Source organism: Janthinobacterium sp. 1L-D-8-B-C4, assembly GCF_057291295.1.
On the sequence record NZ_JBXAVX010000005.1, the window covers coordinates 103,828 to 119,209 of the forward strand.

General features: G+C 58.0%; 13 protein-coding genes. 10 read left to right on the forward strand and 3 right to left on the reverse strand.

Annotated features, from left to right (window positions below; genetic code table 11):
• Position 1 precedes the first annotated feature (1 nt).
• From AC0Z42_RS11065 to AC0Z42_RS11075, 3 genes are read right to left on the reverse strand one after another with little or no spacing between them, the layout of a single operon-like run.
• The gene (locus AC0Z42_RS11065) at positions 2 to 931 is read right to left on the reverse strand and encodes an ABC transporter permease (protein ID WP_485468270.1); all 930 of its coding nucleotides are present in this window, start codon (positions 929 to 931) and stop codon (positions 2 to 4) included.
• Positions 931 to 2,007 carry an ABC transporter permease gene (locus tag AC0Z42_RS11070; protein WP_485468271.1) on the reverse strand — a complete coding sequence of 359 codons (1,077 nt, stop codon included), beginning with the start codon at positions 2,005 to 2,007 and terminating at the stop codon, positions 931 to 933. The genes AC0Z42_RS11065 and AC0Z42_RS11070 overlap by 1 nt, the downstream gene beginning before the upstream one ends.
• Positions 2,000 to 3,520 (reverse strand): ABC transporter ATP-binding protein, encoded by a 1,521-nt coding sequence (locus AC0Z42_RS11075; RefSeq protein ID WP_485468272.1) that lies wholly within the window; start codon positions 3,518 to 3,520, stop codon positions 2,000 to 2,002. The genes AC0Z42_RS11070 and AC0Z42_RS11075 overlap by 8 nt, the downstream gene beginning before the upstream one ends.
• Positions 3,521 to 3,938: 418 nt before the next feature.
• On the opposite strand from AC0Z42_RS11075, the gene AC0Z42_RS11080 reads away from it, so the two are divergent.
• The 10 genes from AC0Z42_RS11080 (at position 3,939) to AC0Z42_RS11125 (ending at position 15,327) form a co-directional block, all read left to right on the forward strand.
• A complete protein-coding gene (locus AC0Z42_RS11080; protein ID WP_485468273.1) occupies positions 3,939 to 4,808 on the forward strand; it encodes an outer envelope protein in 870 nt (289 codons plus the stop codon).
• A 78-nt stretch (positions 4,809 to 4,886) separates the two neighbouring features.
• Positions 4,887 to 6,710 carry a type VI secretion system baseplate subunit TssF gene (tssF, locus tag AC0Z42_RS11085; protein WP_485468274.1) on the forward strand — a complete coding sequence of 608 codons (1,824 nt, stop codon included), beginning with the start codon at positions 4,887 to 4,889 and terminating at the stop codon, positions 6,708 to 6,710.
• Complete coding sequence (gene tssG, locus AC0Z42_RS11090) at positions 6,674 to 7,708, forward strand: type VI secretion system baseplate subunit TssG (RefSeq protein WP_485468275.1); 1,035 nt, start codon at positions 6,674 to 6,676, stop codon at positions 7,706 to 7,708. The genes tssF and tssG overlap by 37 nt, the downstream gene beginning before the upstream one ends.
• Before the next feature lie 84 nt (positions 7,709 to 7,792).
• Entirely contained in the window at positions 7,793 to 9,943 is a 2,151-nt protein-coding gene (locus AC0Z42_RS11095) for a type VI secretion system Vgr family protein (protein WP_485468276.1), read from the forward strand.
• Positions 9,944 to 9,956: 13 nt separating this feature from the next.
• A complete protein-coding gene (locus AC0Z42_RS11100; protein WP_485468277.1) occupies positions 9,957 to 11,324 on the forward strand; it encodes a DUF2169 family type VI secretion system accessory protein in 1,368 nt (455 codons plus the stop codon).
• 14 nt (positions 11,325 to 11,338) lie between these two features.
• A complete protein-coding gene (locus AC0Z42_RS11105; protein ID WP_485468278.1) occupies positions 11,339 to 11,692 on the forward strand; it encodes a DUF4150 domain-containing protein in 354 nt (117 codons plus the stop codon).
• A gap of 106 nt (positions 11,693 to 11,798) precedes the next feature.
• Entirely contained in the window at positions 11,799 to 12,899 is a 1,101-nt protein-coding gene (locus tag AC0Z42_RS11110) for a polymorphic toxin type 15 domain-containing protein (protein ID WP_485468279.1), read from the forward strand.
• Complete coding sequence (locus AC0Z42_RS11115) at positions 12,896 to 13,561, forward strand: GAD-like domain-containing protein (RefSeq protein WP_485468280.1); 666 nt, start codon at positions 12,896 to 12,898, stop codon at positions 13,559 to 13,561. Before AC0Z42_RS11110 ends, AC0Z42_RS11115 begins: the two co-directional genes overlap by 4 nt.
• Positions 13,562 to 14,135: 574 nt before the next feature.
• On the forward strand, positions 14,136 to 14,627 hold the full coding sequence (locus AC0Z42_RS11120; RefSeq protein ID WP_485468281.1) for a hypothetical protein: 492 nt from the start codon (positions 14,136 to 14,138) through the stop codon (positions 14,625 to 14,627).
• Positions 14,628 to 14,895: 268 nt separating this feature from the next.
• Positions 14,896 to 15,327 (forward strand): hypothetical protein, encoded by a 432-nt coding sequence (locus tag AC0Z42_RS11125; protein WP_485468282.1) that lies wholly within the window; start codon positions 14,896 to 14,898, stop codon positions 15,325 to 15,327.
• Positions 15,328 to 15,382: the final 55 nt, after the last annotated feature.

The following is a 15,382-nucleotide window of genomic DNA, read 5'->3' on the forward strand; positions in this document are numbered from 1 at the left end:
ATTAATTTCCGGGATTAAAATTTTTGCCCAGCGAGGCTGGCATATTGAGCTTGATATAGTTGGCGTTGCTCGATATCAGCACCAGCACCACGATCGCCGCCAGATAGGGCAGCATCGACAGCAACTGCGACGCCACCGGCACGCCGATCGCCTGCGCATGGAAAGTCAGGATCGTGATGCCGCCAAACAGATAGGCGCCGCCGACCACGCGCGCCGGGCGCCAGGTGGCAAAGGTGGTCAGCGCCAGCGCGATCCAGCCGCGCCCGGCGACCATGCCCTCGACCCACAGCGGCGTGTACACCAGCGACAAGAAGGCGCCGGCCAGGCCACAGCAGGCGCCGCCGAACAGCACGGCGGCCAGGCGAATGCGGCGCACCGGATAGCCCAGCGCATGGGCCGACGCCGGCGACTCGCCCACCGCGCGCAGCACCAGGCCGGCGCGCGTGCGATACAGGAACCAGGCGATGGCCGCGCACAGCAGCAGCGACATATACACCATCGGATGCTGGCGGAACAGGGCCGGCCCGACAAACGGAATATCTTCCAGCAAAGGAATGCCGAAGCGGCCGTTCTGCAGGCTGTGGGCCACATAGTTCAGGCCGATATAGGTCGAGGCGCCGGCGCCGAACAGCGACAGCGCCAGCCCCGTCGCATACTGGTTGGTGCCGAGCCAGACGGTCAGCCAGGCAAAAAAGCCGGACAGCACCATGCTGGCCAGCGCGCCGGCCAAAAAACCCAGGGTGGTGCTGCCGGTATTGACGGCAACCGCAAAACCGGCAATGGCGGACACCAGCATCATGCCTTCGGCGCCCAGGTTCACCACGCCCGCTTTTTCATTGACCAGTAAACCAAGTGCGGCCAGCATCAGCGGCGTGCCGGCGTTGATGCTGGCGGCAATCAAGGGCGCAAGCGTAAGAGCGAGGTTGTCCATTATTTTCTCCAGCGCAGTTTGTATTGAATCAGCACGTCACAAGCGAGCAAGGCAAACAGCAAGATGCCCTGGAATACGCCGGTAATCGCACTGGGCAGTCCCAGGCGCGACTGCGCCAGTTCGCCGCCGATATAGAACAGCGCCATGACGAAGCTGGAAAAGAGTACGCCGACCGGGTGCAGGCGGCCGACAAAGGCGACGATAATGGCCGCGAAGCCGTAGCCGGGAGAGACGGTGGGCGTCAACTGGCCCATCGGCCCCAGCACTTCGCACACGCCGGCCAGGCCCGACAACGCCCCGCAGATCAGCATCGACGACCACAGCGCCTTGCGCGAGGAAAAGCCCGCATAGCGCGCCGCCGCCGGCGCCATGCCGCCCACCCGCAGGCGAAAACCGGAGATGCTTTTCGACAAGAACAGCCAGCCACCGAGCGAGGCCAGCAAGGCAAACACGATACCGATATGCAGGCGCGTATCGGCCAGCACCATCGGCAACAGCAGGCCGTCGGACAATAATTTCGATTGCGGAAAATTGAAACCTTCCGGGTCGCGCAGCACGCCATACACCAGGTAGCTGAGCAGCAATTGCGCGATATACACCAGCATCAGCGAGACCAGGATTTCGCTGGCGTTAAAGCGGTCGCGCAGCCAGGCCGTCAGCCCGGCCCACGCCATGCCGCCGGCCATGCCGGCCAGCAGCGACACGGCGATAATGCCGGCGCCGTTGGCGCCGTCGCCCGTGTCCAGGTACAGCGCGGCCGCGCCGCCGCAGATCGCGCCCAGGGTCAGCTGTCCTTCGGCACCGATATTGTAGACATTGGCGCGAAAGCACATCGCCAGGCCAACCGCAATCAGCAGCAGCGGCGCGACCTTGATGCCCAGTTCCGACCAGCCATGCATATCGCGCATCGGTTCGACAAAGAACACCGCCAGGCCCGCCAGCGGATCCTTGCCGAGCGCCATGAACAGCAGCGCGCCGCAAATGACGGTGAGCAGCACCGCCAGCACCGGCGACAGCCACGACATCAGCCGCGATGGACTGGGCCGCGCCTCCAGGTAAAAGGCCAGCTTAACCATGCGCCGCCTCCTGCGCCTGCGGCCACAAGCCGCTCATCCATTCCCCCACCAGGGTCACGCTGGCGTCTTTCACGTCCAGCGACGGCGACAACTTTCCTTTTGCCATCACCAGCAAACGGTCACTGATTTCAAACAATTCGTCGAGTTCCTCGGAGACCACCAATAAAGCACAGCCGGCGTCGCGCAGCGCCAGCAATTCGGCGCGGATCTGGGCGGCGGCGCCCACATCCACGCCCCAGGTCGGCTGCGCCACCACCAGCACCGTGGGCTGGCGCAATACTTCGCGCCCGACGATATATTTCTGCAAATTGCCGCCCGACAGGCTGCGCGCCAGCGCCTGCGGCCCGCCCGCTTTTACCTGGAAGCGGGCGATGATGTCGCTTGCCCGCTGCACGATGGCGCTGCGGCGCAGGAAGCCATGGCGGATGGTGGCCGGCGTCTGCAAGCTCAGCAAAATATTGTCGGCCAGCGACATGTCGGGCACGGCGCCGCGCCCCAGCCGCTCTTCGGGCACGAAACCGAAACCGAGCGCGCGGCGCTTGCCCGGCGGCAAGCGGCCAGCCGCCACATCGCCCAGCACGATGGCGGCGGGCGCGGCGCGCGTGTCTTCGCCCGACAGCGCGGCCAGCAACTCCTGCTGGCCGTTGCCGGACACGCCGGCGATGCCGACGATCTCGCCGGCGCGCACCGCAAAACTGACGTCGCGCAGTTCGGTGGCAAACGGATGGCTTTTCGGCAAATTGAGGTTGTTTACGCTCAGCATGGCCGCGCCCGGCGTGCGCGCCTGGCGCGTGACGGCCGGCGGCTCGGCGCCGATCATCATGCGCGACAGGCTGGCCGAGGTCTCCTGCGACGGGTCGCACACGCCGACGTTCTTGCCGGCGCGCACCACGGTGCAGGTGTGGCACAGCGCGCGTATCTCGTCGAGCTTGTGGCTGATATACAAAATGCTGCAGCCCTGCGCGGCCAGCAGGCGCAAGGTATCGAACAGTTTTTCAACCGCGCCAGGGGTCAGCACGGAAGTCGGTTCGTCGAGGATCAGGAGCTGCGGCTTGGCCAGCAGCGCGCGCACGATTTCCACGCGCTGGCATTCGCCGACCGACAGGGTATGCACGTGGCGCTGCGGTTCCAGTTCCAGGCCATACTCGCGCGCCGTTTCCTCAATGCGCTGCGCCAGTTCGCCAAGGTCGGTGTCCGCCGGCAAACCGAGCGCGATGTTTTCCGTGACGGTCAGCGTATCGAACAGCGAAAAATGCTGGAACACCATGGCAATGCCCAGCGCGCGGGCGGCCGACGGGTTGGCGATCTCGACCTCGCGGCCATTCCAGGCCATCTGGCCGCCATCGGGTTTCACGGCGCCGTAAATGATTTTCATCAGGGTCGATTTGCCGGCACCGTTTTCGCCAAGCACGGCATGGATCTGGCCCGGTTCGACGGTGAGGTGGATGCCGTCGTTGGCTACCACGGACGGGTAGCGCTTGCTGATATTGATGAGTTCCAAACGTGCCGTCATCTGTGTTTTCTGCCTGCAGCAGGCGCTTGTAAAACGTTGATCGGATAGCCGGCGCATTGCATCGCAGCGCCGCCATTGCCATCTATCGTATCGGCATCCGCGCGCTTGATGTGGACAGGTTTGCGGGGGGAACTTGACGTTTCCACAAAAAAACAACACCCATGCGCGTTTTTGAAAAAATATTGTCCCCTGTGCCACAGCCCCGCGCCCCGGAGCGCCATGTTGATGCGATGATTATATGCAATAACCAATAGTCATTATCCAGATACCACATATGACCGGAGGTGGCGATTCTCGCATCATGGATTGAACAGAGCGCATGTTGTCGACATTGCGCCGCATCGCAAGCCGTACCTGCCATGGCAAGCCGCTTTACCAGATAACTACCATTTTTTAACATCGCTACCAGGAGTTCAAATTGCCTAAATTTACATCGTGTCTGTTGCCATGCCTGTGCCTCGCCGCCACTTTCGGACTGGGCGCCACCGCCCATGCCGCCGACTGGAGCGACACCGCACTGAGCTGGCGCGCCGGCAACGATTATCGCGAGCCCTTCAACCCCGATGACATCAAGAAAAACATCTTTGCCATCACCCATGCCAGCGGCTACAAATACGGCAGCAACTTCGTCAACCTCGACTTCCTGATGTCCGACAGCAAGGACCCTGGCGCACTGGGCAAGACCTCGGGCGCGCAGGAAGCCTATCTGGTCTACCGCAACACCATCGATATCGGCAAGGTGCGCGGCAGCGACATCAAATTCGGCCCCGTGCGCGGCGTCGGCGTCACCTTGGGCTTCGACGTCAACACGAAAAACGATGTCGGCTACAACTCGCGCAAGCGCATGCTGGTGGCCGGCCCGACCCTGATGTGGGACGTGCCCGGTTTCTTCAACACCAGCCTGCTGTTGCTGCGTGAAAGCAATGCCCCGAGCGGCGCCTTCCCGCCCATCTCGCAAGTCACCGGCCGCTACACCTACAAGACCCATGCCATGCTGACCGGCGCGTGGGGCATTCCGCTGTCCCCGCTGTTCTCGTTCGAAGGCTTTTTCAACCTGATCGATTCCAAGGGCAAGGATGAAGTGGGCCGCAACACGGCGGTGGAAACGAATATCGACATGCAAGTGATGTTCGACGTCGGCGCGGCGCTGGGCAACGCGAAAAACACCTTCCGCGTGGGCCTGGAATACCAGTACTGGAAAAACAAGTTCGGCAATTCGGCCGCCACCACCGGCAACCAGGGCCAGACGGCGAAGACGCCGATGGTGCGCGCCGAATACCATTTTTAAGCTGAGTTGCCTTAAGTCAATATCGACGATCGCCTCTGATGCCAGCATGGAACTTTCCAGCTGGCAAAGAAGGCGATCGTGGAACAGCTACTGCCCTATTACGAACGCGAACTGGGCTTGTTTCGCCAGTACACGCGTGAATTTTCCAGCCGTTTTCCACGTGCCGCCGGCCGCTTGCTGATCGCCGGCGACGCCTGCGAAGACCCGCATGTCGAACGCCTGATCCAGTCCTTCGCGCTGCTCACGGCACGCATAGCCAAGCGGCTCGACGACGACTACCCGAAGTTCACCGAGTCCCTGCTTGAAACGCTGTATCCGCATTATCTGCGGCCGTTTCCCTCGTGCTCGATCGCGCGCATCGGCACCGATGCAGCAGACGGCCAGCTCACAACCGTTGCACGCGGCACCGTGCTGCGCTCGCAACCGGTGCAGGGCGTGGCCTGCAAATTTACCACCAGCTTCGACGTCACCATCGCGCCGCTGGCCATCACGCAGCTGCGCTTTTCGCCGATCATCGACGCCCCGCCCGGGCTGCGCCTGCAGGATGGCGCCAGCGCCCTGCTCAGCATCGTGTTTGCCAGCACCAGCGATCATTTTGACTTGCGGCAAACGGGCCTGCAACAACTGCGCCTGTTTGCCGACGGCGAAGCATCCCTGCGTGCGGCCCTGCTCGACGCGCTGTTCCTGCGCGGCGCCGGCGCGTATGTGGCGCTGGACCGGCACTCTCCCTGGCTGGCGGTCGATGGCGCCGTGCTGCGGCCGGCCGGTTATGCCGAGCAGGAAGCGTTGATTCCGTGCTCGCCCCGTTCGCATCCGGCGCAGCGCCTGCTGACCGAGTATTTTGCGTTTCCCGACAAATTCCATTTTGTCGATATCGCCTGGCCCCTGCTGGCGGCATTGTTGCCCAAGGATACGCGCCAGTTCACCTTGCACCTGCCCCTGAAAAACCTGCGCAGCGACAGCCATGTGGCGCGCCTGCTGGCCGGCGCGAGCGCCAGCAATCTGCTGCCCGGCTGCACCCCGGTAGTCAATCTGTTTGCCAAGCCGGGCGTGCCGATACGGCTCACGCATACCGAAGCCGATTGCGCCTTGCTGGCCGACGCCACGCACGCCGGCAGCTACGATATCTACCGCATCGACCGCGTCACCATGCTGCGCAAGGACGCGGCCGGCGAGCGGCTGACCTCTTTCCTGCCGCTGTACGACGCGCGCGCAAGCGACATCGGCAACTACTGGCTGGCGCGCCGCGACGAAACCGTGGCGGCCGTCAGCCCCGGCCATGAAATGCGCCTGAGCCTGATCGATCCGCATTTTTCGGCCGAGTCAGCCGCGTTTGCTACCGTCTCGACCGAGCTGCTGTGCAGCAACCGCGACCTGCCCAGCCGCTTGCCGTATGGCTTGCCCGGCGGCGACCTGGAGGCCGAGGAAGTACCGGACGGCATGCAGATCCGCTTCCTGCGCAAGCCCACCGCCAGCCACCGTTTCGACACCGGCAACAGCGCACACTGGCGTCTGATCGCCCACCTTTCCTTGAATTACTCGGCCCTGACGCAGGCCGGCCTGGCCGAATTCCAGAAAATGCTCAGCCTGTACGACCTGCCGCGCACGCCCGCCACCCAGCGATTGATCGAAGGCATCACCAGCCTGGAGCATGGCAGCACGCGCGACTGGATCGACAGCGTGCCCTTTCCTACCCTGATGCCCGGCGTCGCGATACGCCTGGGGATCGATGAGCAGGCCTTTGTCGGCAGCAGCCTGCATGTGTTCGCCCAGGTACTCCAGCGCTATTTCGCCATGAACAGCCAGCTCAACTGCTTTAGCCGCCTGTCGCTGGTGTCGCAGCGCAGTGGCGAGGAAATCGTACGATGCCCAGCCCGCTACGCCGACAGCACGCCAGCCTGATCCAGCAATTGCTGGACGCGCCGCAGCGCTTCGAGTGCTGCCAGGCGCTGCGCCTGCTGCTGGGCTGGCTGCACGCGCACGGCGTGCCGCCCACCGAGGCCCTGGACAATCTTGTGCGTTTCGACAACAGCGTGTCGATGACGTTTCCGGCCGGCCAGATTGAATCGCTGACGGTGGCCGGCCTGCACGATGCGCAACAGTTGCTGGACGCGCTGCTCTCTAGCGACGCGCCGAAGATCCATCTGACGCCAACCTTCATGGGGTTCCTGGGCATCCACGGCAGCTTGCCCAGCCACTATTCGGAACGCATCGCCGGCCAGGCCGACGCCAGTGCGCGCGCCTTTCTCGACATCTTTTCCAGCCGTGCCGTGGCCCTGTTTTACCAGGCCTGGGAAAAATACCGGGTCGAACACGCGCCCGTGCGCGAAACCCTGCTGCCGCGCCTGCTGTCGCTGGCCGGCGCCTCGCCCGATACCGCCGGCGTGGCGGCCGACACCATCGGCCTGTACAGCGGCTTGCTACAGCAAAGCAATGTGTCGTCCCTGGTGATGGCGCGCATCCTGGAAGAGCACTTCGGCGTACCGTTTTGCATCGAGGAAAATACCGGCACGATGGAGCCGCTGGCGCCGCGCGAGCAGACGGCCCTGGGTGGCGCCAATGCGGTACTGGGCCAGCGCGCCATGCTGGGCGAACGCTGCCACCGGCCCGATCTGGCGCTGCGCCTGCGCATCGGTGCCCTGAGCGCAGCGCAGCACGCCAGCTTCCTGCCGCACGCCGCCGCCAGCGTGCAGCTGCAAGCCATGCTCAGGCTGTTCGGCCAGCCACTGCTGCACTACGACATCGTGCTGGTGCTGAGCGCCAGCGACGTGCATGGCGTGACTCTGGGCGGCGCGCAGGCGGGCCTGGGCTGCGACAGCTTTCTCGGCCATTGCCAGCCAGGCGTGCATCGCGACGACATGCACTACCGGCTGCACCTGATGGACGCGCTCGATGAATGACACTTGCGTCCGCTCAAAACGGCTGGGCTTGCCATTGCTACAGTCGGCGCTCCGGCCACCACACCCGCACATCAGGAGACAAGCATGAAGCTGTACCAGGACGCGGCTGAACGGCTGACATCGCTGCTTGGCGACATGCAGGGCGACCGCTTGCTGCGGCTGCATTTTCCGCAAGGCGACGCGCCCGCCGATACCCTGCTGCTGGCCAATGCGCTGGACGCCAGCGAAAGCCTGTCGCGCGATTTTTCCTATGTGGTGGAAGTACTGTCCGACAACGCATCGCTTCCACTGACCGAGCTGATAGGCAAGATGGTCAGCATCGAGCTGGTGCGCGAAGACGGCAGCCTGCGCTACTTCAATGGCCATGTGTTCGAATTCCGCTTCCTGCGCACCGACGGCGGCTTTGCCTTCTATGAAATGGTGCTGGAACCCTGGCTCAGCCACTTGCGCCTGCGCCACAACAACGTCGCCTTCCACGGCAAGACGGTTGCCGACCTGACGGAAAAGGTCTTCAACGACTACCTGATGCGCGACTACAAGCTGGGCGCCGGCGGCCCCGACCCGGTCATCACGTATATCTGCCAGTACCGCGAAAGCGACCATAACCTGCTGCACCGCCAATGGGAGCAATTGGGCTGGCACTACCGCTATGAACACCGGCGCGACGGCCATACCTTATGGCTGTCCGACGACACCACCAGCGGCCAGCCGATCGACGGCGACATCAGCAGCATGCCCTTCCAGCACCAGGCCGGCAGCCTGGAAGACGATGGCGTGCATGACTGGCGCACGGTGCGGCGCATGGCGCCGGGCAAGATGACGCTCGCCAGTTTCAACTTCAAGAATCCGCGCAGGGCGCGCGCCAGCGGCGACTCGCTGAACCGGCAAGGCGCCGTGCCGCAACTGGAAGTGTATGAAAACACGGGCAGCTACGGTTTCAAGAATATCGACGATGGCGAGCTGCTGGCCCGGCGCCGCATGGAAGAGATCGACGCGCAGGGCCAAATGTACCAGGCGCAAGGCAATGACCGCACGGCCCAGCCGGGGCGCTGGTTTACCCTCAGCGGCCATTTCGATGGCGGCGCCGGCAAAGCGGCCACCGAATACCTGATCGTCTCGGTGCGCCATCACGCCAGCAACAACTACCATCAGGGCCGCAACGCCACCTCGCATTACAGCAACAGTTTTACCTGTTTGCCACGCGACACGCCGTGGCGCCCGGGCCGCCATTTCCACAGCCATGAAGTGCGGATCGACGGCGTGCAGACGGCCACCGTGGTCGGCCCGCCCGGCGAGGAAATCCATACCGACGGCTATGGCAGGGTCAAGGTGCAATTCCACTGGGACCGCCTCGGTAACTTCGACGACAAGAGCTCGCCGTGGATACGGGTCGTCTCAAGCTGGGCCGGCGCCAACTTCGGCCACATCAGCCTGCCCCGGGTCGGCATGGAGGTGGTGGTGCAATTTTTGGACGGCAACGTCTCCATGCCCATCATCATCGGCTGCGTCTACAACGCCCGCAACATGCCGCCGTGGGACCTGCCGGCCAACAAGACCCAGAGCGGCATGCTGAGCCGTTCGTCAAAAAGCGGCACTTCCTCGCACGCCAACGCCCTGCGCTTCGAGGACCGCAAAGACAAGGAAGAGCTGTGGCTGCACGCCGAGAAAGACCAGCGCATCGAGGTCGAACACGATGAATCGCACTGGGTCGGCAACGACCGCCGCAAGACGGTTGACCGCGATGAGGTCGTGCAGGTCAAGCGCGACCGGACCGAGACGGTGGGGCGGGATGAAACGATTACCGTGCATAACAATCGCCAGGAAAAGGTCGACCAGCACGAGACGATCACCATCGGTGGCAACCGATCTAAAACGGTAGCAAGGAACGAGAAAGATCATATTCAGCGGAACTGGTCGGTGCGTGTCGACAAAGCGAAAACGGAAACCATCGGCATGGCCTATATGCAAAACGTCGGCATGGGCCGCATGGAAAATGTCGGACTCGGCTATAGCCTGAATATCGGGCTGGGCATGCAGACGGTTGTCGGCCTGAACCAGACCACCCGTGTCGGCAAGAAAGTGCACCTGATCGCGGGTGAAGAACTGGCCATCACGGTAGGCGATGCCACCTTACTGATGAAGTCGGACGGCACTATTTTCCTGAACGGAACTCAGATCAGCATCGAGGCGAGCGGGCCGTTGCAGATTGTTGGCCATGACGTGGATGTCAACTAGACCGGGGGCCGTCATGGAATTTCGCAACCTGACACCCTTCCCCGCGATTGCCTTCGATGCGCTGGACCAGCGCGATATCCGTTTCCACACGGTCGTGATGCGCCTGACCTTCACCTTGCTGCCGGACGGTACGCTGGCGTTCGCAGAAGAACAAACGCCGCTGCTGGCCAGCGACGTGTATTACGGCGATGCCAATCTTTCAAGCGTGCGCCAGGAGTCCGATTTTGCGCCCTACAAGCCTTGTACCGACGTGATCGTCAATGCGCATGCTTACGCGCCAGGAGGCCGGGCATTGGAACAGTTCCTGACCGGCATCGAAATTCAACGCGCCGCCATCGTCCCCGACCTGCCGCCACGGCCGCATGGCATGAACCAGTTCATGCCGCCATCCGCGGCACAACTGGCCGATTGGTCCAGGCAGTGCGAGGCAGCCCGGCGGCAAGCACAGACAGAAGCGGTGGTGCTGTCGAAAAACCTGCTGGTCAGCGGACCGCGCCTGTGGCGCTACCGGCCCCGCCTGCTGCGGCTAGTGAGCGGCTTCACGTTGCATGCATGGCTCCTAACGCGCGCGAGGCCGATTCATGCCCTGCCCTTGCGCTACGAATTCAGCTACGGCGGCGAAAACAAAGTTAACGCCGGCAGCAGCGATGCACAACGGGTACCGAAGCAACATTGCCTGCCTGCGGCTGTGACCCAGGCTGGTGCGCCGCTCGCGCATAGCGTGCACCTCGGCAATCCCGTCGGCCGCGGCTGGATGGAACGCTGGTATCTGAACGCCATCCGCGGCAAGCGGATTGTGGCGCCGCAGCTGACTTATCCGCACGACCGGCTGCGTCCGCATGCACCGTTTCATGATCACGTGCCGGCAGGCTTCGGCGTGATAGCCCGCGCCTGGCAACCACGGCTGCCGTTGGCCGGCACCTATGACCAGGCATGGCTGGATGAACGCCATCCTTGCCTGCCGTTTGATTTCGATTTTCGCTACTGGAATGGCGCCCCCGAAGATCAACAGGTACACCCCCACCTGGACGGTGACGAGAACGTCACCCTGTACAACATGTGCCCGCCGAAAACGCCAGGCGCGAGCCGCGACGGCAATGGCAACACCCGCCTAACCTTTTGCTTGCCCGGTCATGTGCCTTTCGTGCTGGTGCGGTTTGCCGATGGCCGGCTCGGTGAACTGGCGGCCAGGCTCGACACCTTGCTGATCGAAGCGGTCCCCGAATCACCGCATGCGGCGTTCACCGTCCAGGTCGTCTGCATCTGGCGCGCGACGCTGGCGGCTGCATCACCGGTGCGGGTGATGGAAGCGCGCATGATTTCCAGCCACGACGCATCGGCGATGCGCGCCATGGCGGACACGCCAGCGCCAGCTCACTGAATGGAGACCAGGCCATGCCTACCGGTGCCCGCAAGAACAGCATTTTCATGGTCGTCAGCCTGCTGCCGGACGTATGCAAAACCCCGATGGGTTCCAGCATGGTGCCGGTGCCCTACCCCATCGTCGGCGACCTGAATAACAGCGTTGCGGTAGCCAAGACGGTTTTCTTCAATCGCGATCCGGTATTCCTGCTCGACGACAGCGTGGTGACCACCGTCACCGGCAACGAAGCGGGCACGGGCGGCGGCATGAAGTCGGGGGTCAACAAGGGCAAAGTACGCGCCACGGAAAGCGCCACTTCCGTACGCGTGGAGAAAAAATTTGTGGTGCGGCACGGCGACGAGTGCGATATGAATCTGGCGAGCTAAGCATGGTACTCAATCACTACAGCGCCGCTGCGCAATCAAGCATCCGATTGAGAAGCGTCGACGATGTGACTCGCCGCCTCGCCTGCGCCATGCGGATTGCACTACCATGACCACCAAAGGGGTGATCCTGGAACAGGCGCCACCATCGACAACGCATATCGACGCAGATGGCGGCGGCGCAAATCCGCCGCTTGTGCCGGAAACCGAGCCAGAACAGTCCATGTGGCAGAAGTCCAGCCCTTGGGTCCATGGCGTGCTGGGCGTGGCGAGTTTTGTTCCCGGCTTGTCCGTCGTGACGGGGGCCCTGGACGCGGCCATCTACACAGCCGAGGGTGAATTTGTCGAAGCCGGCCTTGCCGTCGCCAGCATGATCCCGGGTGGCAAGGTAGTAACGACGGTGGGCAAGGTGGCCAAAGGCGCGGCAGGGATCGCCAAGGGTACGGGAACAGCCGCCAGGGTCGTCAAGGGGGCGCCTGAGGCGGAAGAAGTGCTCAAGGCGGCCAGGAAAGCGGAAGAGGCGGCCAGAATAGCAAAAGAGGCCAAGGCCGCCAAGGAAGCGAGGGAGGCAAAAGAGGCGGCAGATGAGGCGCGGGAAGCCGCCTCCAGTGCGAGAAAGCCGAAAAAAGAAGTGGCCGTCAAAGCACGACAACACAAAGTGCCGTGCTTCCATCCATTCGACAAGAAGAAATTCATGCGGATGAGCCAGTCCGATCAAAAGGCATATTTAAAGGAAATGGCCAAGCAGCTCAAGCGGCAGGAGGATGCAATCAATAACTTAACTACCACCCAATACAAAGATGCTAGGGATGCCTTCAAGGCCGTGAATCGTAATCCAGCTGCGGACATAGCACAAGCGGAGGTCAGAAACCAAGCTACCACGGATATCAGGATGAATATTATTAAGAGTTTACGCAAGAAAGGTATGAGTGCAGCCGATGCAAAGAAAGAAGGGATTATTCGTACTGAAGCAGTGATGAGTAAGCTTGCAGCACTACATGATCCTGACATGGTGGCAGGCGGCTGGATGCGCGCGAAAAATTTAGGAATAGGGCGCGCCGATGTAAATTCGTCAATTGGCGCTAGCTGGAATCAAAATAATAGAGTATCGGGAATGGACTCTGAAGCCAAAAGAGCAATCGAGGATGGTCGTGGAGATCAAAAAATGAACGTCAAACTGGAACCTTGCCGTGGAAGGATTATGCGATGAGAGATGAGGATTTTGAAGTATTCATAGATGCATTTGGAGAGGCAACACAACGCGTTGAGGTACCTACGACGAGCATTGAAAAGTGGCGCGGGAAATTGCCTGATCACCTACTAAGGTACTGGGAGGAAGAAGGATGGTGTGGATACGCAAACGGACTTTTTTGGACAGTCGATCCCGATGAGTATGAAGATCTGCTGGATGAATGGCTGGAAAATACCCAACTGGAACAGCTTGATGCATTCCATGTCATTGCAAGGTCTGCATTTGGCTATCTTTATGCGTGTGGCGAAAAAACAGGACAAAACGTTACGGTGGCATGTCCACTTAATAAAATATTTGTTCTCCCCAAGGAATTAAAACCGAAAGGAAAAGAAGATTTGAATTTTTCCATTCGTTGTTTTTTTTCCTCGATTGAGCCAAAAAGTTTTTACTTTTTGGACGAAGCAGGCCAACCTCTTTTCGAGCGTGCTATCGCCACTCTCGGCCCACTCGCAGCAGACGAAGTATTCGGTTTTGAGCCGGCGTTAGTGCTTGGTGGAAAAGTGCTGCTTGAAAATCTAGCCAAAATAAATCTGGATGTACATTTGACGATCCTCCGACAACTTGCAACGCCAACTTTACCGTTCGAACATATCGATATCGACAAACTGATGGATTTATAAAGTAGAAAAATTATGGGAAAAGTTAGAAAATTTAATGATGAAATTTCAGGAAAATACTTTAAATATATAATAATTGCTTACGTTGATTTTGAAAAGAAACAAAAAAATTGAGGATTTTAGAATATTTATTAGAGATAATGACCAAGAAATCGAAATCGTTTTTATGCCAAATCCGGCCACAGGAGAAAATAAAAAGTTAGGGGGAGAAACATCCTCAGGGCAGGCAGTAACATATTTGATTTCAAAAAAATATTACATGATTATCAGATTATACGGTCATCGATAATTAAATTTCAAGCATGGCACCACATGAAACATCACGCTATAAAATGGCATCTTCGGGGTGCATCTGGACAGCACACGGCAAGCAGCACTTCAGTATGTGTAAAGGTAGCGACATGGATGCCAAGGCCGACAGCGGGCATATTGAACTTGAGGGATAGCCAAGGTATTAGTAATAGTAAACATGAGGCAGTTGTCGTCGCGAAACGTCTTCACTACCGCATATTCTCGATTTATTAAATAAAATAGAATTCCAAATTCTTGGCATGTCGACATATTACAGGAGAAGGTCTTGCGCTCGGTTTTAGGTGGCCAAAAAATTATTACATTCCAAGAAAATAAAATTAGAATAAACAAACGCACTGGAGATTTAGAAATACTCGGGAACATTAAAATAAGCTGCAACACTGCAAAAAACGATATTGGAAATTTAAAAAATTTAGAAAAATATGAGAATATAAATGGATACGAAACATATAGCATAAAAGAAATATTTTTTCTTGATTTGAAAATGAGAATAAATTTTAGATTCAAAGACAATTCTTTATTCAAACTTCAACTTATATGGAAAGATGGCAAAGTTAATCTATTAGGTTATGACGCAATCAATTTAGACTTATCAAATGAAAAAGAATATTTGAGCACTAAAATATCACACACAATAAAAGAATTAGCTGAAGTCACCACAACCTACGAAGATTGCTTCTCGTTCTTGTGGGGATATATATTAGTTAAAGCTGACCAGAAATCGCAATCCTGCTCTATAGAAATAATTTACAAATAAAATTTGATAATTCTATTTATGCATAAATTATATATATTAAAAAATATATTCCAAATGAAATTAATGATGACACATGCAGAAGGTGGAAACTGGTGACATCCAATCAACCTATTCCAGAGATATATTGCCTCCTTACCTGACCAGAAGATGCGAAAAATAATTTTAAGAAATTGAGGAAAACCTGACTCGCAATGGAAAGAATTCTTAAAAAATGATAAGAACATCCTTTGATACAGAAAATGGGTATCTCCTACTGGATAGTATTGTGATGGCTCCAATTAACGAATTTCAGTTTCTTAAGAATGCAAAAGAAAATAAAATTGAAATCGAAATTAATCAAACAAACACTTATGTGCACACCTTATCAACATGTGGAGAATTGAATGATTTTGAATTTGGCATAAATTTTACATTTGAAAATTCTTCAATAAAAAATGTTTGGCTATCGTGGGATGGGGGAAATACAAAAAAATATGGATATAACACCACAGAGAATCAATTGATAGCTGACAAAAATAGTCTGGCGAAATTACTTACTAAAATATTCGATAGAGCCCCTGATGAGATAACAAAGACGTTTTCTGCATTTCACTTCCCATGGGGTGATATTTCAGCGTCAGCATCTCTTCAGTCAACCATCACAGCAATTGGAATATCTTGGAATTGTGAAAACCATGCTATCAAAGAGAAATTAATTTAAAATAGAAATTATTTCATTTAGCAATTTGCATCAATTTAGAAATGAAAAATCAAGG